At 74.1% G+C, this 26,007-nt stretch carries 23 protein-coding genes; 4 read left to right on the forward strand and 19 right to left on the reverse strand.

What is annotated here, in order from left to right:
* Positions 1 to 5: 5 nt before the first annotated feature.
* The 9 genes from AOM01_RS10300 to topA all read right to left on the reverse strand — a co-directional run bounded on the left by AOM01_RS10300 (position 6) and on the right by topA (position 9,226).
* Complete coding sequence (locus tag AOM01_RS10300; protein ID WP_062293150.1) at positions 6 to 1,154, reverse strand: DNA polymerase III subunit delta'; 1,149 nt, start codon at positions 1,152 to 1,154, stop codon at positions 6 to 8.
* The gene (gene tmk / locus AOM01_RS10305) at positions 1,151 to 1,804 is read right to left on the reverse strand and encodes a dTMP kinase (RefSeq protein ID WP_062292877.1); all 654 of its coding nucleotides are present in this window, start codon (positions 1,802 to 1,804) and stop codon (positions 1,151 to 1,153) included. Before tmk ends, AOM01_RS10300 begins: the two co-directional genes overlap by 4 nt.
* Positions 1,805 to 1,901: 97 nt before the next feature.
* The gene (locus tag AOM01_RS10310) at positions 1,902 to 2,897 is read right to left on the reverse strand and encodes a Gfo/Idh/MocA family protein (protein ID WP_062292880.1); all 996 of its coding nucleotides are present in this window, start codon (positions 2,895 to 2,897) and stop codon (positions 1,902 to 1,904) included.
* A gap of 34 nt (positions 2,898 to 2,931) precedes the next feature.
* On the reverse strand, positions 2,932 to 3,630 hold the full coding sequence (locus AOM01_RS10315; RefSeq protein ID WP_169746548.1) for an ankyrin repeat domain-containing protein: 699 nt from the start codon (positions 3,628 to 3,630) through the stop codon (positions 2,932 to 2,934).
* A complete protein-coding gene (locus AOM01_RS14625; RefSeq protein ID WP_062292886.1) occupies positions 3,627 to 4,430 on the reverse strand; it encodes an ankyrin repeat domain-containing protein in 804 nt (267 codons plus the stop codon). Before AOM01_RS14625 ends, AOM01_RS10315 begins: the two co-directional genes overlap by 4 nt.
* Complete coding sequence (locus tag AOM01_RS10325; RefSeq protein ID WP_062292888.1) at positions 4,427 to 4,963, reverse strand: RNA polymerase sigma factor; 537 nt, start codon at positions 4,961 to 4,963, stop codon at positions 4,427 to 4,429. The genes AOM01_RS14625 and AOM01_RS10325 overlap by 4 nt, the downstream gene beginning before the upstream one ends.
* A gap of 94 nt (positions 4,964 to 5,057) precedes the next feature.
* Positions 5,058 to 5,906: an ankyrin repeat domain-containing protein gene (locus AOM01_RS10330; protein ID WP_062292891.1), complete on the reverse strand. Its 849-nt coding sequence runs from the start codon at positions 5,904 to 5,906 to the stop codon at positions 5,058 to 5,060.
* Positions 5,907 to 5,917: 11 nt separating this feature from the next.
* A complete protein-coding gene (locus AOM01_RS10335; protein WP_062292893.1) occupies positions 5,918 to 6,454 on the reverse strand; it encodes a sigma factor-like helix-turn-helix DNA-binding protein in 537 nt (178 codons plus the stop codon).
* A gap of 123 nt (positions 6,455 to 6,577) precedes the next feature.
* Complete coding sequence (gene topA / locus AOM01_RS10340) at positions 6,578 to 9,226, reverse strand: type I DNA topoisomerase (protein WP_062292896.1); 2,649 nt, start codon at positions 9,224 to 9,226, stop codon at positions 6,578 to 6,580.
* A gap of 178 nt (positions 9,227 to 9,404) precedes the next feature.
* On the opposite strand from topA, the gene AOM01_RS10345 reads away from it, so the two are divergent.
* On the forward strand, positions 9,405 to 10,259 hold the full coding sequence (locus AOM01_RS10345; protein WP_062292899.1) for an inositol monophosphatase family protein: 855 nt from the start codon (positions 9,405 to 9,407) through the stop codon (positions 10,257 to 10,259).
* Positions 10,260 to 10,522: 263 nt separating this feature from the next.
* On the opposite strand, the gene AOM01_RS10350 is transcribed toward AOM01_RS10345, so the two are convergent.
* From AOM01_RS10350 to AOM01_RS10370, 5 genes are all read right to left on the reverse strand, one after another.
* Positions 10,523 to 11,248, reverse strand: coding sequence for an anaerobic ribonucleoside-triphosphate reductase activating protein (locus tag AOM01_RS10350; protein ID WP_062292902.1), 726 nt, complete (start codon positions 11,246 to 11,248; stop codon positions 10,523 to 10,525).
* Positions 11,249 to 11,787: 539 nt separating this feature from the next.
* Positions 11,788 to 13,314: a DUF7059 domain-containing protein gene (locus tag AOM01_RS10355; protein WP_062292904.1), complete on the reverse strand. Its 1,527-nt coding sequence runs from the start codon at positions 13,312 to 13,314 to the stop codon at positions 11,788 to 11,790.
* 193 nt (positions 13,315 to 13,507) lie between these two features.
* Positions 13,508 to 14,860: a M20/M25/M40 family metallo-hydrolase gene (locus AOM01_RS10360; RefSeq protein WP_062292906.1), complete on the reverse strand. Its 1,353-nt coding sequence runs from the start codon at positions 14,858 to 14,860 to the stop codon at positions 13,508 to 13,510.
* Positions 14,857 to 16,314 (reverse strand): MFS transporter, encoded by a 1,458-nt coding sequence (locus tag AOM01_RS10365; protein ID WP_062292908.1) that lies wholly within the window; start codon positions 16,312 to 16,314, stop codon positions 14,857 to 14,859. The genes AOM01_RS10360 and AOM01_RS10365 overlap by 4 nt, the downstream gene beginning before the upstream one ends.
* Before the next feature lie 229 nt (positions 16,315 to 16,543).
* Positions 16,544 to 18,904, reverse strand: coding sequence for a sodium-translocating pyrophosphatase (locus AOM01_RS10370; RefSeq protein WP_082110175.1), 2,361 nt, complete (start codon positions 18,902 to 18,904; stop codon positions 16,544 to 16,546).
* A gap of 155 nt (positions 18,905 to 19,059) precedes the next feature.
* On the opposite strand from AOM01_RS10370, the gene AOM01_RS10375 reads away from it, so the two are divergent.
* Both AOM01_RS10375 and AOM01_RS10380 read left to right on the forward strand, forming a co-directional pair.
* Positions 19,060 to 19,608 carry a sigma-70 family RNA polymerase sigma factor gene (locus AOM01_RS10375; RefSeq protein ID WP_062292912.1) on the forward strand — a complete coding sequence of 183 codons (549 nt, stop codon included), beginning with the start codon at positions 19,060 to 19,062 and terminating at the stop codon, positions 19,606 to 19,608.
* A gap of 1 nt (position 19,609) precedes the next feature.
* Positions 19,610 to 21,439, forward strand: a complete 1,830-nt coding sequence (locus tag AOM01_RS10380) for a hypothetical protein (RefSeq protein ID WP_062292915.1) — start codon at positions 19,610 to 19,612, stop codon at positions 21,437 to 21,439.
* A gap of 214 nt (positions 21,440 to 21,653) precedes the next feature.
* On the opposite strand, the gene AOM01_RS10385 is transcribed toward AOM01_RS10380, so the two are convergent.
* The 3 genes from AOM01_RS10385 to AOM01_RS14740 are packed head-to-tail and all read right to left on the reverse strand — an operon-like array spanning position 21,654 to position 22,512.
* Positions 21,654 to 22,025, reverse strand: coding sequence for a hypothetical protein (locus AOM01_RS10385; RefSeq protein WP_062292917.1), 372 nt, complete (start codon positions 22,023 to 22,025; stop codon positions 21,654 to 21,656).
* A gap of 2 nt (positions 22,026 to 22,027) precedes the next feature.
* Positions 22,028 to 22,354, reverse strand: coding sequence for a hypothetical protein (locus AOM01_RS10390; RefSeq protein ID WP_156155942.1), 327 nt, complete (start codon positions 22,352 to 22,354; stop codon positions 22,028 to 22,030).
* Positions 22,351 to 22,512 (reverse strand): DUF4244 domain-containing protein, encoded by a 162-nt coding sequence (locus tag AOM01_RS14740; protein WP_369401590.1) that lies wholly within the window; start codon positions 22,510 to 22,512, stop codon positions 22,351 to 22,353. The genes AOM01_RS10390 and AOM01_RS14740 overlap by 4 nt, the downstream gene beginning before the upstream one ends.
* A 180-nt stretch (positions 22,513 to 22,692) precedes the next feature.
* On the opposite strand from AOM01_RS14740, the gene AOM01_RS10395 reads away from it, so the two are divergent.
* On the forward strand, positions 22,693 to 23,994 hold the full coding sequence (locus tag AOM01_RS10395) for an ion channel protein (protein WP_082110178.1): 1,302 nt from the start codon (positions 22,693 to 22,695) through the stop codon (positions 23,992 to 23,994).
* Here the strand turns inward: AOM01_RS10395 and AOM01_RS10400 are convergent.
* Both AOM01_RS10400 and AOM01_RS10405 read right to left on the reverse strand, forming a co-directional pair.
* Complete coding sequence (locus AOM01_RS10400) at positions 23,991 to 24,851, reverse strand: type II secretion system F family protein (protein WP_156155943.1); 861 nt, start codon at positions 24,849 to 24,851, stop codon at positions 23,991 to 23,993. The genes AOM01_RS10395 and AOM01_RS10400 overlap by 4 nt on opposite strands.
* Positions 24,848 to 25,846 carry a TadA family conjugal transfer-associated ATPase gene (locus AOM01_RS10405; protein WP_062292925.1) on the reverse strand — a complete coding sequence of 333 codons (999 nt, stop codon included), beginning with the start codon at positions 25,844 to 25,846 and terminating at the stop codon, positions 24,848 to 24,850. The genes AOM01_RS10400 and AOM01_RS10405 overlap by 4 nt, the downstream gene beginning before the upstream one ends.
* Between the last annotated feature and the right edge of the window lie 161 nt (positions 25,847 to 26,007).

Below are 26,007 nucleotides of genomic sequence, written 5' to 3' on the forward strand. Positions count from 1 at the left end.
CCACCCTAACGACGGCCGGCGGTGGGAGGTCGCAGGTCGAGCGCCATCGCCTCCAGCGCGAGCAGCGGCGCGACGTTGCCCGCGAGCCGCTCGCGCGCCATGGCGAGCGCGTCCAGGCAGCGCATGGTGTCCGCGAGGGTGGTGCGGGCGGCGAGGTCGCGCACGTGGCCCTCGTGGGCGACGTTGACCATGCGCACCGAGGCACCGGTCTGCGCGACCGCGACGTCGCGGTACAGGGACATGAGGTCCGTGATGGCCCGGTCGAGCACGTCTCGCTTGTGGCGCGTCGCGCGGCGCTTCTGGTCCTCCTCGAGCTGGCGCAGCTGGGCGCGCAGCGCGGGCGGGATGCGGCCGCCGTCCTCGACGCCGAGCGTGGTCATGAGCTGCGCCCGCTCCTCCGCGTCGCGCTCCTCGGTGGCGGCCTTCGCGTCCGTGTCCGCGACCTCGACCAGGTCCGCGGCGGCGAAGATCGCGTCGCCCACGCCGCGGATGTCCGTGGCGAGCGCGAGCACCTGGTCGCGGCGGGCGCGCGCCTCGGGGTTGCGGGCGAGGCGGCGCGCGACGCCGATGTGGCTCTGGGCCGCGAGCGCGCACTCGAGCGCGAGCGCGGGCTCGATCCCGTCGCGAGAGACCAGCAGGGCGGCGACGTCATCGGGGTCGGGCGTGCGCAGGCCGACGATCCGGCAGCGGCTGCGGATGGTGACCGCGACGTCCTGCGGGCTGGGCGCGCACAGCACCCACACGGTGCGCGGCGGCGGCTCCTCGATGGACTTGAGCAGCACGTTCGAGGTGCGCTCGGTCATGCGGTCCGCGTCCTCGACCACGATCACGCGCCAGCGCCCCTGGCTGGGCGACGTGGCCGCGAGGCCGATGAGGTCGCGGACCTCGTCGATCGCGATGGTGACCTTCTCCGTGGCCACGAGGGTGACATCCGCGTGCGTGCCCGCGAGCGCGGTGGTGCACGCGCGGCACTCGCCGCAGCCGCCCTGTTCGCACTGGAGCGCGGCGGCGAACGCGCGCGCCGCGTAGGAGCGGCCGGAGCCCGGAGGACCGGTGATGAGCCACGCGTGGGTCATCGAGCCAGGGTCGTCGATCGCGGCGCGCAGCGGCCCGATCGCGTGCCCCTGACCGACCACCGACTCCCACACGCTCACGGCGTGCCCCACGGCTCGAGCGGCAGACCGTCCCGACGCCCCATCGCGCGCTCCACCGCCTCCACCACGGACGCGTGGACGGCCTCCACCGACCGCGCGGCGTCGACGACCGCGTACCGTCCCGGGTCCAGGGCGGCACGCTCGAGGAACGCGGCGCGCATCTGCGCGGCCTTGGCGATGGTCTCGCGCTCGACGCGGTCGAGGTCCCGGCTCATGCGCGATGCGTCGGGCTCCATGTCGAGCACCACGGTCACGTCCGGCAGCAGCCCCTCCGTGGCCCAGCGCGAGATCCGCTCGACCTCGTCGCCGAGCCCCCGGGCGCCGCCCTGGTAGACCACCGACGAGTCGAGGTAGCGGTCCTGCAGCACCACCGCTCCCGCCTCGAGCGCCGGCCTCACCAGCGTGGCGATGTGGTGCGCACGGTCCGCGGCGTAGAGCAGCGCCTCCGCGCGGGGAGCGACGTGGTCGCCGTGCATGATCGCCTGGCGCAGCTCCACCCCGAGCGGGGTGCCGCCTGGCTCACGCGTGGTGAGCACCTCGCGCGACCCGCCCGCGGCGGAGCGCAGACGCGCGGCGAGCAGCTCGACCTGCGTGGTCTTGCCCACGCCGTCGGCCCCCTCGAACACCACCCAGAAGCCCGGAAACGCCATGGGAAGAATCTACCGGGACCCTCCGACGCCGCCTCGCACGGGACGATGCGGCGGTCACCCGGCCGCGGCATCGTCCCCCGGGGACGTCGCGTCCGGGCTACAGCTCGTTCGGGTAGCGCAGGCCCACCTGCATGCGGACCTCGTCCATGATCTCCATCACCTCGATGGACTGGTCGAGCGTGAGCAGCGGGCTCTCCGTGTCGCCGGCGTGGATGCGGCGCGCGACCTCGGCGGCCTCGAACTGGAAGCCGTTGGGCACGTCGCCGTCGTAGGTCCACGAGGTGCCGTCGAGGCGCTTCACCGTGAAGGACGTGGGGGCGTAGAACGTGTCCTGCACCTCGATGCGGCCCTCGGTGCCGCCGATCAGCGCCATGCACGGCGTGCGCGCCTCCATGGTGGTGGTGAGGCTGGCCTGCGCCGTCGCGTAGTCGAAGATCATCGCGACCTGGCCGTCGACGCCGGTCTCGCGGAGGCGGCCCGTGGCGGTGATCTTGTCCGGCACGCCCAGGAGGTCGTGCGCGAAGGCGACCGGGTAGACGCCCAGGTCCAGCAGCGCGCCGCCCGCGAGCGCGGGGTTCCACATGCGCTCGACGTGGGTGAGGAGCTGGCCGTGGTCGGCCTGGACGGACACCACGTCGCCGATCTCGCCGCGCGCGATCGCGTCGCGCAGCGCGTACACGTGCGGCAGGTGGCGGGTCCACATGGCCTCCATGAGGAACACGCCCTTGGCGCGGGCGGCGGCGACCACCTCGCGCGCCTGGTTGGCGTTCTGCGTGAACGCCTTCTCGCACAGCACGTTCTTGCCCGCCTCGATGGCCATGAGGGCGTGCTCGTGGTGGTGGCTGTGCGGCGTCGCGACGTACACCACGTCGATGTCCGGGTCCGCGAGCAGCTCCTCGTACGAGCCGTACGCGGTCGGGATCCCGGCCTCGTCGGCGAAGGCCTGGGCCCGCGCCTGGTCGCGCGAGCCCACGGCGATCACCGTCGACGCGGTGTAGTGCGTGACGGCGTCGGCGAGCTTGCGAGCGATACCCCCGGCGCCGAGGATCCCCCAGCGGACGGCGGGTGCGGACATGGGCAGCGGTGCACTCATACGGCCAGCATAGGGGGGACGATGCGCGGGCCGGCTACTCCACGGACCGCAGGTAGTCGGCGAGGTCGGGCCACTCCCACTCCTCCGCCACCGCGGACCGTGGCGTGCCGTCGTCATCGATCGACCGGACGTCCGCTCCGTGCGCGAGCGCCCACCTCACCGCGTCCTCCTCGCCGAAGAACACGGCCCACTGGAGCGCGTCCACGCCCCACTGGTGGGTGGTGGTCCAGGAGGCGCCGGCGTCGAGGAGCGCGCCCGCCGCGTCGGTTGAGCCCGAGGCCATCGCGATCATGAGCGGGGTCAGGTCGGAGTCCTGGCCGCCGGCGACCTCCGGATCCGCGCCCGCGCTCACCAGCGCCGCGACGGTCTCCGCGTCGTCCGCGAGCGCGGCCAGGTGGAGCGGGGTGTCGCCGGCGACCGTCTGGTCGACCCGCGCACCCGCGTCGATGAGCGCCCGGACCACGTCGGCATGGCCGTGATGCGCGGCGGCGTGGAGCGGCGTGCTCCAGCCCATCATCGCGCCGACCTCGGCGCCCGCGGCGATCGCCTCCCGTGCCGATGCGGCGTCACCCGTCACCGCGGCTGCCATCAGCTGCTGGTCCGCGGTCAGGGTCACCGCGTCGACGGCCGCGATCGACGAAGCGGCACTCGCGCCCTCGCTCGCGTCGGAACCCCCGGTGCAGGCCGCTACCAGCAGCGATGCGAGCGCCACCACCACCATCCTGAGCCTCATGACGCCTCCCGCGCGGCCTCGACGGCCGCGATCGCGCGCGCGCTGCCATGCTCGCGCACATAGTCGATGAGCGGCCCCTCGTCGATCGTGACGTCGGGATCGGCGCCCAGATCGAGCAGCAGGTCGACCCGGTCGTCGAGGCCGTGGAGCGCCGCGTACGCGACCGTGCTCCAGTCCCCGGCCCCCTCGAGCGGTGCCCCCGCCGAGACGAGCACGGTGAGCGCCGCATCGTCCGCCTTGTCGACCGCCTGCAGCATCGTCGTGTCGCTCAGACGCGGCGCCGTGACCGGGTCGACGATCCGTGCGATCACGTCGGAGTCGCATCGGCCGATCGCCACGCGCAGCGCCTCGTCGTCGTAGCGCCACACCTCGCGCACGGTGCGCGGAGCCCCGGCCTCCTCGAGGATCTGGAACGCGGTGACGTCGCAGTTCTCCATGGCGGTCGCGGTGAAGGGACGGTTGCCCTGGTGGTCGAGGTACACGCCGAGATCGATGAGCGCCTGCATGGTCGGGTAGTCGCCGCGGCCGATCGCGCCGCTCAGCTGGATGTCGAGCGGATCCTCGGTGATCTCCACCGGGGTGTCGGTGGTGGCGGGCTCGACCGGGTCGGCACCCACGACCGTGGTCACGGCCCAGGCGCCGAGCGCGAGGGCGGGGATCAGGATCGCCGCGCCCCCCGCGACGCGGCGACGACGCGCCCGGGTGATGCCCGCGAGCGCCGGCGCGGTCCCGGCGGCCTCGAGCCGGGCGGCCATGCGGGCGCCGTGCTCGGCGGCGGCGGCGGTGAGCTGATCCATCATCGCGCCCGTCCCTTCGCGACGCGGACGGCGACGCCCGCAGAATCGGTCTCGGTGGCCTGCAGCCACGCACCCAGCCGCTCCCGGGCGGTGAAGAGGTACTTCTTGACGGCGCCCTCGGTGACCCCCATGCGGATAGCCACCTCCGCGGTGGTGAGGTCGTCGGAGTAGCGCAGCGCGACCGCGACCCTCACGCGTGGCAGCAGCTCGCGCAGGGCGCGGGCGACCTCGTCCTCGCCTGCGACCTGGTCCTCGAGGCGTCCGTCGCCGAGCGTGACCTGCGAGGACATCACGCGGCGCCACCGCGTGGTGCGACGGCCGGCGTCGATGACGAGCGTGCGCATCGCCGCCCGCACGTACGCCTCCGCGGAGGCCGCGTCCTCGAGGCGACGGTGCCGGCTGAACGTCTTCACGATCGCCGCCTGCACCACCTCCTCCCCCTCCGACTCGGAGCCGGTGAGCAGGAACCCGTAGGCGCAGAGGCGAGGGATCGCGGTGCGGTAGAGCTCCTCGACCACGCTGGTGCTGTCGCCCATGTCCTCGCCCCCTTCCACCCCTAGAACGCCGACCCCTGCCCCCAGGGTTGCGTCTCACCTCACCGACCGCCAGAGCGTGCGCGTCAGGGTCCCGTCACGGCCGGCCGCCGTGGACCAGCGCGGCGCATGCCACGCGCCACACCGCACGCTCACCCGGGCTCATGGTGGTGCACTCGAACTCGTTCGGGATCATGTCGAGGAGCCGCGCGAGGGGGATGCCGTCCACGGTCCGGCGCCTGGTGTCCGCGCCGAGGTCGATGAGGGCCCGGGCGACGTCCGCCCGACCGGCGTGGATCGCTGCCTCGAGCGGGCTGGGGCCGCCCGGCACGTCGACCGGGAGGCCCAGCTCCGCGAGGGTGCGCACCGCCGCGGCGCTGCCCTCGAGCGCGGCGAACACCATGAGGTGGATCGGGGGTGTTCGCACGACCGCCCCCTGCCAGACCTCGCGGATCACCGCCGGTCCGCAGAACCGGATCACCGTCACCAGGGCCACGTCCTGCCCGGCAGCACCCGCGTCCGCGGCGCGTCGCGCGCCTCCGTCACGCAGAAGCCGGAACATCGGCTGATCGCACCGTGTGAGCGCGAGCCTCACCGCCTCGGTGGGACGCCGGGCGTCGAGCTCGTCGAGCGCGCCGTCGCCGATCAGCGCCGCAGTCGCCACGCGATCGCCCGCGGTGATCGACGCGACCAGGCGGTCGGGCAACGGCAGCTCGGGGTCCGCCAGCCGCAGCACCCCCGACGTGAGCGCCAGCGCGATCGCCGCGGCCGCGGCGGTCGCCACCGCGACACGCACCCGGCGCCGCCGGCGTGCCCGGCCGTCCGCTCCGGCGAGGGCACGGGAGGCCCGCCCGCGCATCGTCCTCCCGGCCGCGTCCCCCGCGAGGACGAGCCTGTCCTCCACGCTGGCCGGCGTGCTCTGGAGCTCCGGGGGACCGAGGGCCATCGCGCGCCTGGCTAGGGGGTTCCCCTCCGACGCCGGACGGCCACGTCGACGTACTCGAACGCGTCGGTGGGCGCGGCCTCGACCGCGCGGGCGACCCCCGGGAAGTCCGCCCGAGACGCCGCGCGCGGCGTCGCCGTCGCGCGGAGGTCGTAGAGCGTGGCGGCGACCTCGCGCTCGGGTTCGCCGATCGCGCGTGCGACCTCCGCGACCGTCAGGCGGTCGACGACGGAGAGCACGAGCACCGCGCGCTGGCGGGGGCTGAGCGAGTCGAGCAGCTGGAAGACGCCCGGTCGCGGCGCCCGCGGACGGCGACGGTCCCGCCGGTGGAGCGACCGGTGAGGGAGGTGGCGGTGGTGGAGGTGCCGGGTCGCGAGCGACGCGCGCATGCGCGCCTCGAGGGTGCCATCCGGGTGCCGCTCGGCTGCGACGTGGACGGCGGCGTCGCGAAGGAGGCGTTCGGCGACCTCCCGGGATCCCGTGAGGAGGTACGCGTCCGCCCCGAGGCGCGCGATCGCCTCCTCAGAGAGCTGTGCGACGGTGCCGCCCATGGGGACCCCCTCCGAGAATCAAGAGTCTCGCTCTCGAGGGGCGGGCGCAAGGGGAACCGCGAACGGCGAGAGATCCCCCTGGTGGGGGCCGTCGCGCTCGGGCTCCACAGGCTGCGGCGTGCGCTACTTCTTCCGGGTGGTGGGCTTCTTGGCGGCGGTGCGACGGGCCGGCTTCTTGGCCGGACCCTTGGCGCGCTTCTCCGCGAGCAGCTCGATCGCACGCTCGGGGGTCACGGACTCCACGGTCTCCGTCTTGGGGATGGTGACGTTGGTGACGCCGTCGGTGATGTAGTCGCCGAACCGGCCCGACTTCGCGACGATCGGCTTGCCCGAGGTGGGGTCCTCTCCGAACTCCTTGAGCGGCGGCGTGGCCGCGCGGCCGCGGCCCCGCTTGGGCTGCGCGTAGATCGCGAGCGCCTCCTCGAGCGTGATGTCGAGCAGCTGCTGCTCCGACTCGATGGTGCGCGAGTCGGTGCCCTTCTTGAGGTAGGGACCGAAGCGGCCGTTCTGCGCGGTGATCTCCTCGTTGGTGGCGGGATCCACGCCGACGACGCGCGGCAGGCTCATGAGGCGCAGCGCCTGTTCGAGCGTGACCGTCTCGAGGTCCATCGACTTGAACAGGCTCGCCGTCTTGGGGCGGCCCTTCGCGTCCTCGGGCAGCACCTCGGTGACGTAGGGGCCGAACCGCCCGGCCTTCGCCACGATCTCGAGGCCGGACTCGGGGTGCGTGCCGAGCACGCGCTCGTCGCCGCCCTGGTTCTGCAGCAGCTCCTCGGCCTTGGCGACCGTGAGCTCGTCGGGGGCGAGCTCGTCGGGCACGGAGGCGGTCTGCTTCTCGCCCTCGACCTCGCGCTCGAGGTACGGACCGTACTTGCCCACCCGCAGCGCGATGCCGTCGCCGATCTCGAACGTCGAGTTCGCGCGGGCGTCGATGTCGCCCAGGTCCTCGACCAGGCGCTTGAGGCCCTGGCCGCGGCCGTCCTCGTCCTCGCCCGACCCGAAGTAGAACTCGCTCAGCCAGTCGATCCGCGAGAGGTGGCCGCCGGCGATCTTGTCGAGGTCCTCCTCCATGTCCGCGGTGAAGTCGTAGTCGATGAGCCACGCGAAGTGCTCCTCGAGCAGGCGGATCATCGCGAACGCGAGCCACGTGGGCACCAGCGCCTGCTTCTCGACGCGCACGTAGCCCTTGTCGATGATGACGTCCACCATCGCGGCGTACGTGGACGGGCGGCCCAGCTTGCGGTCCTCGAGCTCCTTGATCATGGAGCCCTGCGTGAACCGCGGCGGCGGGGTGGTGGCGTGGGTCAGCGGCTCGATGCCCTCGGCCCCCACCTTCTGGCCCTGCTCGAGGACGGGGAGGCGCGACTCCTTCTCGACCTTGGTCTCGTCCTCCTCGTAGCGCGCCTTGTCGCGGGACTCCTCATAGAGCGCCATGAAGCCGGGCGCGGTGAGGATGGTGCCGGAGGCGGAGAACTCGACCGCGTGGTGCGCGGCCGTGGTCGCGCCGATGCGCACCGTCGACGTGGTGCCCACGGCATCGGCCATCTGCGACGCGAGCGTGCGCTTCCAGATCATCTCGTACATGCGGAACTCGTCGCCCGTGAGCTCGGCGCGCAGCGAGTCGGGCGTGCGGAAGCTGTCGCCTGCCGGGCGGATCGCCTCGTGCGCCTCCTGGGCGTTCGAGTCGGCGGACGCGTACACGCGGGGGCTGGCCGCGACGGCGTCCGCGCCGTACAGCGCGGTCGCCTGCTTGCGCGCCGCACGGATCGCCTCGCCGGACAGGCCCGGCGAGTCGGAGCGCATGTAGGTGATGTAACCCTTCTGGTACAGCGCCTGCGCCACGCCCATCGCCTGCCGCGCGCCCAGGCGGAGCTTGCGGCTCGACTCCTGGATCAGGGTCGAGGTGATGAAGGGCGCCGCGGGGCGGCGCTTGTACGGACGGGAGTCCACGCCGACCACGGAGAACGATGCGTCGGCCAGGCCCGCGGCGAGCGCGCCGGCGAGCGCGGCGTGGACGTGCACGGCCTTGCTGTTGGTGAGGTGGCCGCGGTCGTCGAAGTCCTTGCCGGTCGCGACGCGCTTGCCGTCGACCGTGGTGAGGCGCGCGTCGAAGCTGCGGCCCGCGTCCGTGCCCTCGGTCGCGGTGAACGTGCCCTTGAGGTCCCAGTACTCGGCGGACTGGAACGCCATGCGCTCCCGCTCGCGGTCCACCACGAGGCGCAGCGTCACGGACTGGACGCGGCCGGCGGACAGGCCCGACTGGATCTTGCGCCACAGCACCGGCGAGACCTCGTAGCCGTACAGGCGGTCGAGCAGGCGGCGCGCCTCCTGGGCCTCGACCAGCTCCATGTCGACCTCGCGCGGGTTCTCGAGCGCCCTCGAGATGCCCTCGCGGGTGATCTCGTGGAACGCGAGCCGCTTGACGGGCACCTTGGGCTTGAGGACGTCGAGCAGGTGCCAGGCGATGGCCTCCCCCTCGCGGTCCTCATCAGTGGCGAGGTAGAGCTCGTCGGCCTCCTTGAGGCGCTTCTTGATGTCCGCGACGATCTTCTTCTTGTCGGCGTTCACCACGTAGTACGGCTGGAAGCCGCCGTCGATGTCGATCGCGAACTTGCCGATGTCCGACTTCTTGAGCTCCGCCGGCAGGTCCGACCGCTCGGCGAGGTCCCTGATGTGACCCACCGACGACACCACGTCATAGTCGGCACCCAGGTAGCCGCCGATGGTGCGCGACTTGGTGGGCGACTCGACGATCACGAGCTTGCGGGCCATGGAACCTTCTCTCTGGGATTCGCGTCCCGGCGGCTTCCGCCTGCCTGAGACGCACTCAATATACATATGGGGTCGGACGCGCCCACCGGGACCTGGGGACAAGGCGACGGGGTGAACGTCGGGTAGCCGAGCATCGTCCCTGCGCAATGGCGTCGGACCGCCGTGGTTCGATGGACGCATGGAGCCCATCCTCGATGCCGCCGCTCGCGCGGCCGTCGGCGAGGCCATGCGCCGCGTCGCGGACGCCGAGATCCGCCCGCGCTTCCGCGCGCTCGCCGACCACCACGTCCACCTCAAGGGCCCCGGCGACTACGTCACCGAGGCGGACCTCGAGGCCGAGCGCGCGCTCACGCCGCTGCTGCGCGAGATCCTCGACGTGCCCGTGGTGGGCGAGGAGGCGACCGCGGCGGACCCATCCGTGGTGGAGGTGCTCGCGACCGAGGGCACTGCGTGGACCGTGGACCCGGTGGACGGCACCGCGAACTTCGTCGAGGGCTCGGACACCTACGCCGTCATGGTGGGCCTGGTGGAGGACGGCCTGCCGGTGGGCGGGTGGATCCTCCAGCCCGAGTTCGGGCGCATGTTCGAGGCGCTGCAGGGCGTGGGCGCGTTCCTGGACGGGCGCTCGCTCGCCGCGGGTGTCGAACGCTCGCGGGGGGACGATGCCCGGGCCGCCTGGGCGGGCGAGGAGCCCCGAGGCGCGGTGTCGGTGAGGTACGCGGTGGACGGCGTGCGCGAGGGGCTGCTCGCCGCGGAGCCCGAGCTGGGCGGCTACGAGGACCTGCGCATGTGCGCGGGCTTCGACTACGCCGACCTGGTCACGCAGCAGGTGGGCTTCCTGGTCTACACGCGCGCCAAGCCGTGGGACCACGTGCCCGGCGCCGCGATCGCCGCGGAGGCGGGGTTCACGGTCGGGCGCGTGGACGGGTCGGGCTACCGGCCCGCCGTCGAGGTGGGCGCGCCGCTGCTGGCCGCGCGCACGGACCGCTGGGAGTCGATCCGCGAGGTGCTCGCGAGGAACCTGGGGTTGTAGGGGCTGCTGCGGCGCCCCGCGCTCCGCGCCCGCCCGCTGCGCGCCCGCCACCGGACGCGCGCTATGGGGTGCTGAGTGACGGTTTCGCGGGATTCCGGCGCGCTGCGGGGAGCTGAGCGACGGCCGTCGGGAGTTCTGCCGCGACCGTCGCCGAGTTCCCCATGGCAGCACGGGATCGTCGGAAACCGTCAGCGGGTTCCCCCCAGCGCGCGGCGGTGGTGGGAGCCGCGCGGGGGTGGAGCCGCGGGGTGGAGCCGCGAGCGTCAGCGGCGGGCGAGGTCCGGGAGGTCCTCGTGGGTGATGACGTCGTACAGGCCGCGGCCGCGGAGCGCGCGACGGTAGCCGGCCGAGGCGGTCATGCGGCGGGGCTGCTGCAGCACGGGGGCGTGGAAGCCGCGGTGGATGATCGCGCGCACGGTCGCGAGGATGTCCTCGCGGGTGTGGACGGTCGGGTCGACGGTGAACTGCACCTCGTAGTCGACACCGGACTCGTGGATGGCCTCGAGGGAGGCCCACGCCTGGGTGCCGGCGGTGTCGGAACCGGTGATGTGCTCGTACATGGCCGGGGTGCCCTTGAGGTCGAAGCGGACCCAGTCCACCTCGGGCAGCACGGACGCGAGGCGGCCCGGGTGGGCGCCCATGGTGTGAAGGCCCACCGAGTAGCCCATCGCGCGCACCTCACGGATCGCGGAGAGGAGGCCGTCCTGAGCGGTCGGCTCGCCGCCGCCGAACACCACGGAGTCGACCATGCCGCGGTGCGACTCGAGCTGCTCGAGGACACGGCTCCAGGAGACGCGTCCCTCACCCTTCGGGTCGTGGCTCTCGGGGGTGCCGCAATAGGCGCACAGCCACGGGCAGCCCTGCAGCGTCAGGGTGGCGGCGATGCGGCCGGGCCACGCGTGCGTGCACGAGGAGAGGAAGTCCGCGATGACCAGCCCGTGAGCGGTCGGGATCGCGATGGCGGAGGTGTCGAGCTCGGTGGTGGACATGGGGCGTGCCTCCTGGGCTGGCAGTCCCGCGGGATCTCCGCGGAGCAACTCTCCGACGTCCGGCGTGGACGTCTTCAGGGTGCGCCGACGAGACGCGGTTCGACGCGCCGACACACCGTTGTCTTGGGATTCGGTGACGAGGGGGCGATGGGGTTCCATCTGCGCCGCCTCGGCATCTCCATTCTTACCCGTCTCCGGGTCCGACGAGACCGTGCGAGGCGCCTGAGCCTCCGGTCCCGCCGCGAACGTCGATGTCACCCTTCAAGGGTAGTTTTGCCATGCGGTGACCGCCTCGGACCAGGGTCCCGTATCTGGTGTAGCGGAGACCAGGCCGGGACCAATGGCGGGTAAAGTCCCGGGGCTGCTCTGCCAAGGCAGGGCAAGCGGGCCGCGCGGATGAATTCCCAGGAAACTCTCGGGCCGCGCCGACCATCAGCGACCACCGACACGCACGGATCCCGCGAAACCGACCAAGAGATACCAATGCGGGCGGGGCGGGACCGGGACCTCGCCGCGACCCGGGACCGGGACCCCGCCGGCTACTCCAGGAACCCGTCGGCGACCAGCTCGCGGATCGCCGGGACCAGCCCCGCGACCATGCGCCCCGAGTCGACGTCGAGCAGCGCCGCCAGGGCGTGCGCGATCTGGCCCGCGGTGAGCTCGCCGTCGCACGCGCCCACGAACCCGGCGAGTGCCGTGTCCATCGACACCGACCGGCCCAGCCCCGCGCCCTGGCGCAGCAGCAGATAGGACGGGTCCGCCTGCAGGACCGGCCCGTAGCTCTCCCGCGTGACGTCCGCGGCGGCGGTCCACGCGGTGGCGAGCAGGGCATCGTCCGTCATGCCGGCGATTCGGTCGTGGGCCGCGAGGGCCGCGACCAGGTACCCGCCGAACGGCTCCTGCAGCGCGCCCTCGTGCTGCTCGAGGCGCCGCAGCGTGGGCTCGCCGGACACGGGGCGCCGCAGCAGCACCATCCCGAAGCCCACCGCGCTCACCCCGCGCGCATCGAAGTCGGACAGATACGCCTGGTAGGCGGCCTCGAACTCGGCGCGGCCGCGCTCGGGCGTGACGCCGGCGTCGCGCAGCCAGGTCTCGGCGTACTCGGCGGCGTCGAGCTCGTCGCGCTCGATCACCCACGCGTCGAGCGGGCGGCCGGCCGAGGCGGAGGCCGCGAGCCACGCCTCCAGCCCCTCCTGCCATGACGACCCGCCGTGGACCTCCCAGTTGCCCAGCATCTGCGCGACGCCGCCCGGCGCGAGCACCGCCCCGACCGAGGAGATCAGCGTCGACACGATCCCGTCGCCCGGCACCCCCGATGCCCGGTACTCGAACTGCGGTGCGCCCTCCGGCGTGATGACGAACGGCGGGTTCGACACCACCAGGTCGAACTCCTCACCCGCGACCGGCTCGAGCATCGACCCCTCGCGCAGGTCCCAGTCCGCGATCCCGTTGAGGACCTGGTTGAAGCGGGTGTAGGCGAGCGCGCGGCGCGAGACGTCCGTCGCGACCACCGCGCGCGAGTGCAGCGAGGCGTGCAGCGCCTGGATCCCGCAGCCCGTGCCCAGGTCGAGCACGCGACCCACCGGCGCGCGCATGGTCATCCCCGCGAGCGTGAGGGACGCCCCGCCGATCCCGAGCACGTGGTCGTCGCGCAGGCGCGCGCCGGTGACGGCCTCGCCCTGGTCGGACGCGACCCACCACTGCGCCTCGCCGTCCTCGTGCGTGGCGGCGTACGGCCGCAGGTCCACCCGGCCGCGCGCCTCGCCCCCGGACAGCTCGATGAGCCCCAGCCGCGCGGCGCCGTCCGCGCCCACGGACGGCAGCGCGCGGTCCACGTCGCGTACGGGCACGGCGTCTCCCAGGAGGAACAGCCGGGTGAGGGTCGCCTCCACGGTGGACGATGCGCGGCTCGCCACCCGCGCCGGCAGCACCTGCTCGCGGGCGAGGGCCCGCATGGCCCGATCCCCCACCACCGCCTCGACTGCGTCGACGGTCCACGTGGAGAGGTCGGCGCGGAGGGCCTCGGCGGCGGAGGCGTCGGGCAGCACGGGGACGTCGAGGCTCACGTACCCGAGGCTAGTGCCGGGCGGGGTTCAGAGCGCGCGTAGGCCGCCCGGCTCCGACGCCCCCGACCGGACTCCACACGGATTCTGCACTTGCCCCCCTGCTGGTCGGGCGATGCGACGCGAGTTGCATGCAGATCCGGGCCGAGCAGGGATTCCGTGTGGATCGCGGTCGCGCGGGGCGCCGAGAGGGAGGTCAGGCCAGCCGCTCGGACGTGAGCAGCGCGCGGTAGAACACGACGCCGCGGCCGAGCGACTCGACCTCCACCTTCTCGTTGGGCCCGTGCACCGCCTCGCGCTGCGCCTTCGACATCCGCAGCGGCGCGAACCGGTAGGTCGCTCCGGCCGCCGGCGCCAGGTGGCGCGAGTCGGAGGCGGCCAGCATGACGTACGGGAGGGTGAGTGCGTCCGGGTACGAGACCGCGACCGCCTCCACCAGCGAAGCCCACCGCGCATCGTCCCCCCGCGGGGAGACGGGGGACGGCTCGGACGGGACCTCGACGGCGATGGCGACCCGGGCATCGTCCACCGTGCGCCGCACGTGCTCCACCGCCTCCGACACGCTCGACCCGATCGCGACCCGCAGGTTGAGCACCGCGGTGGCGCGCGTCGCGAGGACGTTGTGCGCGGGGCTGCCCTCGAGCTGCGTGATCGCGACGGTGGTGCGGACCATCGCGGCCAGCTCGGGCGACAGGCGCGGCATCACGCGCGCGAGCACGCCGCGGAGGGACGATGCGCGGCGCAGCAGGGCGCCGAGCGGTCCCTTCAGCCTCCCGCCGACCAGCTCCAGCATCTCGACGGAGACGTCGTTGACCGCGACGGGGTGCGGGTGGGCCTCGATGCGGGCGAGCGCGCGGGCGAGGATGCCGGGCGCGGACTCGCGCGGTGGGGTCGAGGCGTGGCCGCCCAGGCCCTCGACGGTGAGGCGCAGGTCCACAATCCCCTTCTCCGAGACGCCGATCACCGCCGCCTCCCCGTCGAGGCCGGGGAACGCGCCGGTGGCGACGGCGCCGCCCTCGTCGAGCACCATCCATGGCGTGACGCCGCGCTCTGCGAGGAGGGACGCTGCGGTGATGGCGCAGTCGCCGTAGGACTCCTCGTCGGCGCCCATGAGGAGGTAGAGGTCGTGCGGGGGCGTCCGGCCCTCGGCGAGCAGCGACTCGACGGCCTCGAGCATGACGGTGAGGGCGCCCTTGTCGTCGAGCGCGCCGCGGCCGTGGACCCACCCGTCCGCGATCACGCCGGCGAACGGCTCGTGCTCCCAGCCCTCCGCGGCCCAGTCGCGCGGGACGGGGACCACGTCCTGGTGGGCCATGAGGACCAGCGGGCGCTCGTCGTCCTTGCCGGGGATGCGGATCAGCAGCCCCGCCCGCCCGACCGTCTCCACCGCGTGGCCGAACGTGCGGGGGTAGAAGGCGCGCAGCGCATCGTGCAGGGCGGTGAACGATGCGGCGGTCGCCTCGTCGTGGGGCCCCGCGTCGCGCGGCGTGACGGTGGGGATGCGGATGAGCGCGGCGAGGCGCTCCGCGGCCTGGGTGGTGTCGGTCATCGAGCCGTGCCGGCCTCGGCCTCGACCACGTCGACGTTGTGCTGGAACGCGACCTTGGGCACCGCGAACAGGCACGCGGCGGCGACCAGCGCGGTGCCGCCGCAGATGCCCCACACGGTCATGTAGCCAGACAGGGTGCCGGCGGTGGACTCGCCTCCCGTCGCCGCCGTGGAGGCCCCGCTCACCAGCGCGATCGCGAAGGCGGTCGACGCGAACGCGCCGCCGATGGTCTTGGTGGTGTTGGTGAGCCCCGTCGCCATCGCGGTCTGGTGCGGGGGCGCCGCGGAGGCGGCCGCGGCGGGCAGAGCCGCCACCAGGGCGCCCGAGCCGAGCCCCGCGACCACCATGCAGATGACCACGGTGATGACGGTCCCGTGGAACGGGATGAGGGCGAGGTAGCCGCCCGCGACCAGGAACGATGCGGCGATCAGGACCGCGCGCGGGCTGAAGCGGGCGCTGAGCCGGGCGAACAGCAGCGCGCCCACCAGGAGCGAGACCACGTACGCGCCGATGAGGTAGGAGACCGTGGCGGACGTGAGGCCCAGGCCGTAGCCGACCTCGTCCGGGTCGGTGCGGGCGAACGTCGACAGCGGGCCCTGCGCACCCAGGACGCTCACGCCGAACAGGGTCGCGGTGAGGATCACGGGCCACACCGTGGGGCGCTTGAGGAGGTCGATGTCGACCAGGGGCTCGTCGGTGCCGCGCTCCACGCGGACGAACACCCACATGAGCGCGAGCCCCGCGAGCACCATCGCGGCGACCCACGGAGTGAAGCCGTCGAGGCGGACCAGCGAGAGCCCGCCGGTGAGGGCGAGCAGACCCAGCGTGAGGACCACGGTGCCCTTGGTGTCGATGGCGCCGCCGGCGCGGACGCCGGTGTCGGGCACCTTGAGGATGACGACGGCGAGGGCGATCGTCACCAGCGCGGCGGGGACGGACAGGGTGGCCCACAGCGGGAGCATGCCGCCCAGCTGGCCGGCCGCGAGCGCGCCGATGATCGCGCCCGCCTGCAGCGCCGCGACGATGATGCCCGCGCCCCGCCGGGTGAGCGCGGCGCCGTCCTCGCGGTCGCGGGCGCGCGAGTGGATGATCGCGACGTTGAGCGGCAGCCACACGACGTAGAAGCCCTGGATCGCCCACGCGAGCACGAAGAGCGGGAAGCTGGGCGCGAACGCAAGGGCCCAGCTCGCGACCGCGGTGACGATCAGCGAGCCGATGAGCACCTTGCGGTGGCCGATCATGTCGCCCAGCCGCGCGAGCACCGGCACCACGATGGCGCTCAGCAGCAGCTGGGCCGCCTCGAACCAGTTGACGTCCGCGTCGTGGATGCCCAGGTGGCGGGCGATGTCGGTGAGGAGCGGGGTGTAGTAGCCCTGGAGGACCCCGGAGGTGCCCTCGACCACGACCAGGGCGCCCACCACTCCCCCGGCCAGCCTGGTGCTCATGCGTGCCATCCGCGCATCGTGCCAGGTGCGTGTGTCGCGGGTGTTGCGGCGCGCCCGGCGTCCTCGCGCACGGCCGGCGATGGATTGATACGCGAATGCAGATCTCGCGCCAGTTCTCGGCACTTTCTGATCAATCCGACCGGGCGGCAACCGCAGGCCGAGCGCGAAGCCAGGCGCGGCGCCTGTCAGCCGGGGGGCAAACGACAGGCGCCGCGCCGCTCGGGGGCGCGCTTGACCCTTAGCGCTGCTCCCCGCCCGCGGGCGTGGCCGCGGGAGTCTCGTGGTGGTCGGAGAGGACGGCACCCGGCCCGTGCCCCTCGTCCTCGGCGGCGGAGTCCGCCTCGCTGGCGATGCCACCCGCGTGGGCCCGGCGCGACGCCATCCCGACGGCCACCACCGCGACCACGCCCGCGACCCCGGCGATGAGCGCCCGCATCCACGGGTTCGCCGAGTCGCCGTAGGTGAGCAGCACCACCGCGGGCGCGATGAGCAGCGCCACCAGGTTCATCACCTTGATGAGCGGGTTGATCGCCGGGCCGGCGGTGTCCTTGAACGGGTCGCCGATGGTGTCGCCGATCACGGTCGCCTCGTGGGCCGGCGAGTTCTTGCCGCCCCAGTAGCCGTCCTCGACGATCTTCTTCGCGTTGTCCCATGACCCGCCCGCGTTCGCGAGGAACACGGCCATGAGCACGCCCGTCCCGATCGCGCCGGCGAGGAAGCCGGCCAGCGCACCCACGCCGAGCGCGAAGCCGACGAAGATGGGCGCCATCGCGGCCAGCAGGCCCGGCGTCGCGAGCTCGCGCAGCGAGTCGCGCGTGCAGATGTCGACCACCCGCCCGTACTCAGGTCGCTGGGTCCCGTTCATGATCCCGGGAATCTCGCGGAACTGGCGGCGCACCTCGAACACGATCGCCCCGGCCGCCCGCGTCACCGCGTCGATCGCGAGCCCCGAGAACAGGAACACGGTCGCGCCGCCGATGATGACGCCGACGAGGGTGAGCGGGTGGATGATCTCGTAGGAGAACGATGCGGCGGTCGCCGCCGCGTCCTCCAGCGCGTGGGTGACGGCGTCCGAGTACGAGCCGAACAGCGCCGTCGCCGCCAGCACCGCCGTCGCGATCGCGATGCCCTTGGTGATGGCCTTGGTGGTGTTGCCGACCGCGTCGAGGTCGGTGAGGGTCTTGGCGGCCTCCTCGTCGACCTCGCCGGACATCTCGGCGATGCCCTGCGCGTTGTCGGACACCGGCCCGAACGTGTCCATCGCCACGATCACACCCACGGTGGTGAGCAGCCCGCAGCCCGCGAGCGCGACCAGGAACAGCGCGAGCGTCACGGACCCGCCGGCGACGGCGAACAGCACCACCACGGCGCCGGCGATGACGGTCGCGGTGTACACCGCGGACTCGAGGCCCACCCCGATGCCCGCGAGCACCACGGTCGCGGCCCCGGTGAGCGAGGTGCGCGCGACGCGGCGCGTGGGCCGCTGCGCGGTGTCGGTGAAGTAGCCGGTGATCCACAGGATCAGCCCCGCGAGGCCGATCCCGACGAACACGGCGACGGTGGAGACGATGCGCGGGTCACCCGACTCGTCGACCACGGAGGCGCCGTTGAGGTCGGCGAAGGACGACGGCAGGTAGACGAACGCCGCGATCGCGGCGAGGACCGCGCCCACCGCGGCCGCGGTGTAGAAGCCGCGGTTGATGGCCTTGAGGCCCGGCTCGGAGCCGCGCACCTTGGTGATGGCCACGCCCAGCGCGGCGACGAGCGCGCCGATCGCGGTGACGATCAGCGGGAACACCAGACCCTGCTCGCCGAACGCCGCCTTGCCGAGGATGAGAGCCGCGACCAGCGTCACCGCGTAGGACTCGAACAGGTCCGCGGCCATGCCGGCGCAGTCGCCCACGTTGTCGCCCACGTTGTCGGCGATGGTGGCGGCGTTGCGCGGGTCATCCTCGGGGATGTGCTTCTCGACCTTGCCCACGAGGTCGGCTCCCACGTCCGCCGCCTTCGTGAAGATGCCGCCGCCGACCCTCATGAACATGGCGAGCAGCGCGGCCCCGAAGCCGAAGCCCTCCAGCACAGCCGCCGCATCGTCCCGATACAGGAACACCACCGCCGCCGCGCCGCCCAGGCCCATGCCCACCACGGACATGCCGACGGCGCCGCCGGTGCGGAACGCGATGCGGGCACCCTCGGCGCGCCCGCCGTCGCGGGTCGCCGCGGAGGCGACGCGCACGTTGGCGCGCACCGCGAGCCACATGCCCATGTAGCCGATGGTCGCCGAGCAGCCCGCGCCCAGCAGGAAGAACAGCGAGCGGCCCACCCGCACGCCCGTGTCCCCCGGCAGCAGGAACAGCAGCGCGAACACCAGCGCCGCGAACAGCGCGAGCGTGCGCAGCTGGCGGCTCAGGTATGCGGAGGCGCCCTCCTGGACGGCCGTCGCGATGTCGTTCATCGCCTCGGTGCCCGCGGGCGCCTGCAGCACGTTGCGGCGCAGGAACCAGGCGGCGATCAGGGATACGGCGGCGATGACCCCGATGACGACCACGATGGTCGCGCTTCCGGAGCTCACCTCCACGGCGGTGACTGCGGCACGCATACGTCCTCCTCGACGTCTCCCCGACGCGACTCCGTTGTCACGCCCGCAAGGGGTACCAGGCCACTCTAGGGGACAAGGTCGGCGAGCCGTCGAGACCTGCCCCAACGTTTCTGCGACGGTGCTCGTCACCATTGCATCGACGGTGAGGTGGGGCGATGAGCGAGTGGCGGGAGATCATGGCGCAGCTGGTGCGCGACCGCGAGCGTGCGCTGCTCGGGTACGCGTACGTGGTGTGCGGCGACGGCGCGCTGGCGCAGGACCTGGTCCAGGACGCCCTGGTACGGACGTTCTCACGGCCGCGGCCGGGGCTCACGGCGGTGAAGGCGGAGGCGTACGTGCGCCGCGCGATCACGTCCGTCTACATCGACGGGTACCGCCGCGACCAGCGGTGGCGCCGCGTCGAGCACCTGTTCCGCCCGGCGCCGTCCGCGGTCGATCCGCTCGCGGGGGTGGAGGCCGGCGCTGACGTGCTCGAGGCGCTCGCGACCCTCGCACCGCGTGAGCGGGCCTGCGTGGTGCTGCGCTTCTTCGACGACCTCACGGTGCCGGACATCGCGCGCCACCTGGGCCTCGCGCCCGGGTCCGTGAAGCGCTACCTGCACGACGGCCTGGGGCGGCTCGAGCTGCTCCTGGGCCCCCTCGACGACGACATGACGGAGGACCGGCACGACGTGCCCACCCGCCGACGGATGGAAGGCGACTGACATGAAGCTCTCGGATGCCCTGCGGGGCGCCGCCGACCGCGCTCCGCTCGACGGGCTCGCGGTCGACACGGGTCGCGCCGCGCGCCGCGCCGCGACGCAGCGCGGCCTGCGCACCGGCGCGAGCGGCGTGCTCGCGTGCGGGATGGTCGTGGTGGTCGGGTACGGCGTGTCCGGCGTCACCGGCGGGGTCTCGTTCTCCACGGCGGACGATGCTGGACGTGAGGAGTCCGCGGCCGTCGCCGGGGATGCCTCGGGCGGGTCCGCGGAGGACGGCGACATGGCGGCCGGCGGCGGCGCGGCGGCATCCTCGATCGCGTGGGGCCTGTGCGGCGAGACGCTGCCGGACCTGAGCGACGTGCGCGCGCCCGTGTCCCTCGAGACGGTCCTGGACGAGGCCGTGGTCGCCGGTGCGACCGCCCCGGCCGAGCTGGCCGGCATGGTGACGGCGACGGTGCTGGTGCCGGGCTCGTACGAGGGCTTCGGCACCGACGTGGTGGTGCTGTGGGACGGGATCGTGGTGGGGACCGGGAGCGCGGACTCGGTGCTGGGAATCGCTCCGTCGCCGGATGGTCCTGTGGGGGTGGACCTCATGGAGGGCGAGCAGCCCGCGACCGGCGTGTCCGTGCCGCTGGTGAACTGCTGGGACGGCGAGCCGCTTCCCGCGGGCGACTACACGGTGGTGTCGTCGGTCGAGCTGTGGCAGGCGCCCGAGGTGGCCGAGGACGGATCCGCGGTGGCGTCGAGCGCCGGGGCGCGCGCGGTCGCGACGGCGGTACCCTTCACCGTCACCGGAGACGCCGTCGACGACCCGTTCGGCGCGTACCTCGGCACGGTGGACCCGCCGGTGGATCCGACGCTCGAGCCGACCGAACCCAAGCCCGACGGCACGCCCTCCGACGCGAAGCCGACCGCCAACCTCGACGCGCTCGACACGGACACCGCCCGCGACCTCTACCGGGCGGGCCTGGCGGGGGCCTGGGACATGGCGGCGGGGTCGCAGCGGTGGCTGGTCTCCGGGGACTCGTCAGGCGATCTCGCCTCGACATGGTTCGGGTGCGCGTGGGAGGGCGACGGCGCGTTCCCGGCGCGATCCTCCGCGATGGACCTGCTCGACGTGTCCGTCGACGCGCCCACGACCATCGACGTGAGCTACGGCTGGGTGGTCGACGGCAACCCCGCGGTGGCAAGCCGCGTCACCAACACGTCGGCGTGGGACCTCGACGGCTTCTGGAGCGCCGGGAGCGTGCAGCTCGCGCTGGTCCGTGACGGCCGCGTGGTCGCCGAGGCGTACCCCGTCGACCCGCGCCTGCAGGGCGTGGTCGCGTACGGGGGCGTCGCGGAGCCCGCGATCGCCGAGGACACGGCCACGGCCCTGGACTCGGGCGCCGGTGCCGCGGACATGACCATCGCGCCGTACCCCGCTCCCGACAGCGGGCTGGGGCGTGGCGAGACCGTCGCGACGGAGCTGCTGTGGCGCGACGTCACGGGCTGCTGGGACGAGTCCGGCCAGGCCGCGGTGGAGCCCGGCACCTACACGCTGCTCGCGATGCACTACCTCACGGTGAGCGGCGACGCGGCGTGGACGGGGGCGACCGGCGACGGCTCGACCAGCGACCTCGGAGGCACGGTCCGCGACTCGCTCGGCGACGCGGACGACGGCCCGTCCCTGATGGCGCCCGAGCCCGGCAGCCTCGACGGCACGAGCACGGGCGGCACCTCGGAGGGGCGGTCCGGCGGCGCCGGCGACGCGGCCATGCCTCCGATCGACGGGGCGTACGACGCCGTCGACTTCCAGGTGTGGACGTCGCTCGGGACGCTCAGCATCCGCTGACGCCCCCGACATCGCAGGTAAACGATGTGGGCTTTGTCACAACTCACGCACGAGAGGGGCAACACGCGCCACGCTGTTATGGAAATCGTGCCGATAGAAAGTATTGAATCGGCTTACGCGGTTGCCTCCGGCGATCGCGGACAGGTTTCCTGACAGCGGCACGATCCCTCAGCCGTCCGCTGACAGGAAAACGCCGGCGGCGGTCCGACCCCCCTCAGCTCGTGCCGCCGCCGGCACCCCCTCTCCCCGCCCTCGCCGAGGCGCCCCTCCCCTCGACCTCCACGGTCACGGTCACCGTGCCGCGCGGGTCCGCCACGCAGCCACGCACCGCGCCACCCGCACGCGCGGCCACGGCCGTCGCGACGGCGCACACCGCGCCGGGATGGACCGGCGATCCGCGTGCGAGCACGGCGCGGGCCTCAACCGCGCCCGCCAGGGCCGCGCCGTCCGCGGCCGCCTGCGCCCGTGCGAGGGACCCGACGGCTCCCGCCGCGACCGCGAGCGCGAGCACCGCGACCAGCGCCGCCAACGCGATCGCGATCGCCACCACCGACCCGGCGCCGGCGTCCTCACGGGGCCCGCGCATCGTCATCCCTCCGCCGGCAGGGCGGCGGTCGCGGACCGCGCACCCCACGGCCACCCGAGATCCACCGTCACGGTCACCTCGACCCAGCCGTCGGCGCGACCGATGCCCACGTGAGCACCGGGCCCGGCGGCGCGAGTCGCCGCGGCGACCGCGGCATCGTCCCCGGCAATCGCGCCCGCTCTGGCGCCCGCGAGGGCGGCGGCGGGCGCGGCTACACCGACGGCAGCCGCCTGCACCGCCGACAGCGTCGCGGCGAGCACGACGACCGCGGCCGGCAGCGCGAGCGCGAGCTCGACGGTCGCCGATCCACGGTCGTCGCGCATCCTCATGTGCCGAGCGCCCCGCGAAGGATGCCCATGAGCAGCCCCCGCACCTCGTCGGACTTGAGGATCACCACGAGCAGGCCGGCGAACCCGGCCGCGGCCACCGTGACGAGCGCGTACTCGACCGTGGCCATCCCCTCGTCGCTGTGCAGATCCCTCTCCATTCCCACTCCCTTCTCCGGTGCTCTCCACGCTCCGCGCGTGGCGGCGCCACGGCGAGCACGACGCCGAGATCTGTGGGCGACCGGCGTCGACGCGGGGGCCGTGGACATCGCGGGAGGGGCGCCGCGGCCTAGAGTGGCCGGAGGGCATCAGACGCCCTGGCACACGCCTCGAGGGGGACCATGAACGACGTCGCGCAGAGCCCGAGCCCCGCGTTGCTCGCGAAGTCCGCGATCCCTGCGGCGATCGTCGGAGTCGGGTCCGCGCTGGTGCTGTTCGGCGTCGACGCGGTCGCGCACCAGCTGCACCAGGTGTGGTGGGAGGTCCTGCCGGACGCCTTGGGCGTCGACGGCGAGGCGCGCTGGTGGGCGGCGCTCATCCTCATCCTCACCGGCGCGCTGGTGGGGCTCACCCTGTGGAAGGCGCCCGGGCACGGCGGCCACGACACGGCCACCGTCGAGCTCGTGTCGCCGCCGCTGCCGTGGCGCACGCTCCCTGGTGTGGCGGTCGCGCTGATCCTGGGCCTCGCGGGCGGCGTCAGCCTTGGCCCCGAGGGGCCCATCATCATGATCGCGACGGGCCTGACGGTGATCGCCTACCGGAAGTTTCTCCCCCAGGTCCCGGTGCCGCTCATCATGATGATCTCCACCGCGGCGATGCTGGGCGCCATGCTCGGCACCCCCGTGGCGGCGGCGCTGGTGCTCACCAGCGTGCTCGGCGGGTCCGCGCCCGGCCAGCTGTGGGACAAGCTGTTCGCGCCGCTCGTCGCCGCCGGCACGGGTGCCGCGGTGTATCACCTGCTCGGCGGCGCGTCGTGGGACATGGGGCTGCCCGACTACTCCGTGCAGTGGATCGACCTCCTCTCGGCGTCGATCATCGGCGTGATCGGCGCCGCGCTCGGCGCCGGCGCCGCGGCGCTCTTCGCGCCCGCGCACCGCATGTTCCGGCGGCTGGGCCACCCGATGCTGTACGTCACCGCGGGCGGCGTGCTGCTCGCCGTCCTGGTGCTCATCGGCGGCCAGATCACCACCGGCAAGGGCGCAGACCAGACGGCGGAGATCCTCGCGACGTGGCAGGACTACTCGATCGCGGGGCTGGCGCTCATCGTGGTGGTGAAGCTGTTCGCGATCGTGGTCTCGGGCGCCGCGGGCTTCCGCGGCGGACGCATCTTCCCCGCGATGTTCACGGGCGTGGCGCTCGGGGTCTTCTCCCACGCGCTGGTGCCGGCCGTGCCGCTCACCCTCGCGGTCGCCGCCGGCGTGGTCGGCGTGGTGTTCGCCGTGGGCCGCGACGGCTGGCTCGCCCTGTTCGGCGGCGTGCTCATCTCCGGCTCGATCACGGTGCTGCCGGTCCTGTGCATCGCCGTCCTCCCCATGTGGCTGGTGCTCACGCGCGCTCCGCACATGCTGGTCCACGAGGCGCCCGCGCACGCCGGCGAGGCGCATGCCGCGGCCCCCGACGCCGGCGGGACCACCGCCCGCTAGCCACCCCCTCCCGCCAGCACGCTCCCGCCCACCACCGCGACGAGCAGCGGCGCGAGGCCCACCGCCAGGAACGCCGGCAGCAGGCACAGCGCGAGCGGCAGGGCGACGCGCACCCCCAGCTCCCCCGCCGCCACCGCGGCCTCCGTGCGGGCGCGCCGCGCGGCGGCCCGGGACACCGCCTCGAGGGAGGCGACCGGGCTCGCCCCGGCCCTCACGGCCGGCAGCACCGCCCGCGCCACGCCGTCCCAGGGCGGGTCGGCCCCCTCCATCCCGTCGGCGAGCGACGCGAGACCCGGCTCCCCCAGCGCCTCCCCCACCGCCCTCACCGCGCCCGGCACCGACGCCCCGGCCTCGAGCGCGGCCGCCACCAGCGCCGCCCCGGCGACCACGGCATCGGCCTCCCCACCCGCGGCACCCGCCCGCGCGACGATCCGTGCGGTCCACGCCCGCCCCGCCCACGTGAGCGCACCCCCGATCCCGAGCAGCACCCACCCGAGCGGCGTGAGCGCGAGCACCCGGAGCGTGCGGGCGTCGACCAGCGCGCCGAGGGCGAGCCCCGCCACCGGCAGCCACATCAGCACGCGCGCGCTCAGGCGCGGGCCCGCCAGCGCGGCACGGCGGAGGGCGTCCGCCTCGCGCGCGTCGGCGCCGGCCTCCGCGATCGCGAGCAGCATCGACGCGAGCGGCGCACCCGTGCGGACGGCCAGCGCGTCCGCCGCGGCGACGGCGCGCTCCAGCGTCCCGTCCGGGCTCGCGGGGACCTCGACACCGGCGCGCGCCCACGCGTCTGCGGACGGCAGCCCCGCGCGCAGCAGCCCCACCACGCGCGGCAGCGACTGGTCCCACCCCTCGCTCACGCCGCCACCCCCGCCGCGAGCGCGCGCAGCCCCGGCCACGCGGTCCCGAAGCGTTCCCCCGCGACGTCGCGCTCGACCGCGGTCACCGTCGTGAGGCCGTCCCCGTCCGCGCGCAGCCGCGCGACCTCCCGCACCCGCCTGCCCGTCGCGCCGCGTTCGACGTGCACCACCACCGCGAAGGCCGCCGCCGCCTGGGCGGCCAGCTGCGCGGGCGAGAGCCCCGCGAGGACCGCGAGCGCCTCGAGTCGCGCGGGCACGTCTCGCGCGGAGTTGGCATGCACGGTCGTGAGCGCGCCGCGATGTCCCGTGTTGGCCGCGGCGAGCACCTCCCGCAGCTCCGCCCCGCGGCACTCCCCCAGGACTATCCGGTCCGGCCGCATCCGCAGCGCCTCCCGCACCAGCCGCTCGAGCGGCACCGCTCCCGCGCCCTCGACGTTGGGCCGGCGCTCGACCAGCCGCACCACGTGCGGGTGCCCGAGCGCGAGCTCCCCCGCCTCCTCGACCAGCACGATCCGCTCCCCGGGGTCCGCGGCGGTGAGCAGCGACGCGAGCAGCGTGGTCTTGCCCGCGCCGGTGCCGCCGGAGACCAGCAGCGGCACCCGGGCCCGCACGAGCGAGGCGAGCAGTCCCGCCACCTCCTGCGACAGCATCCCGCCCGCGACCAGGTCGTCCAGCGCGAACGGCGTCGCACGGATGCGCCTGAGCGAGATCGCGGCGCACCCGTCCGCGATGGGCGGCAGCACCGCGTGGAGGCGCGTGCCGTCGGCGAGGCGGGCGTCCACGGTGGGCGCGGCATCGTCCAACCGCCGGCCGGCGGAGGCCGCGAGCGCGACCGCCAGCGTGCGCACGTCCTCCGCGGTCGCGAGGTCGACGGGCCGGCGCTCGATCCCCTGCCCCCGGTCCACCCAGGCGACGCCGGGCGCGTGCACCATGACGTCCGTGACGCCGGGCAGCGCGAGCAGCGGCGCGAGGGGTCCCGCGGGGAGGTCGGTCACCCCACGAGCGTCGCTCCCGCGGCGCGGGCGTGCCAGGCCCGACGTCGTTCCTGGGGACGATGCGGCGGTGGCGCGGGCACGGGGACATCGGCCCGCGCGGGGCCGGGCGGGAACCGGGTCAGGGCCGAGCCGGGCTGTCGGGGCGTGCGGCTACGCTGACG

The organism is Demequina phytophila, from assembly GCF_000971135.1.
Lineage (GTDB): Bacteria > Actinomycetota > Actinomycetes > Actinomycetales > Demequinaceae > Demequina > Demequina phytophila.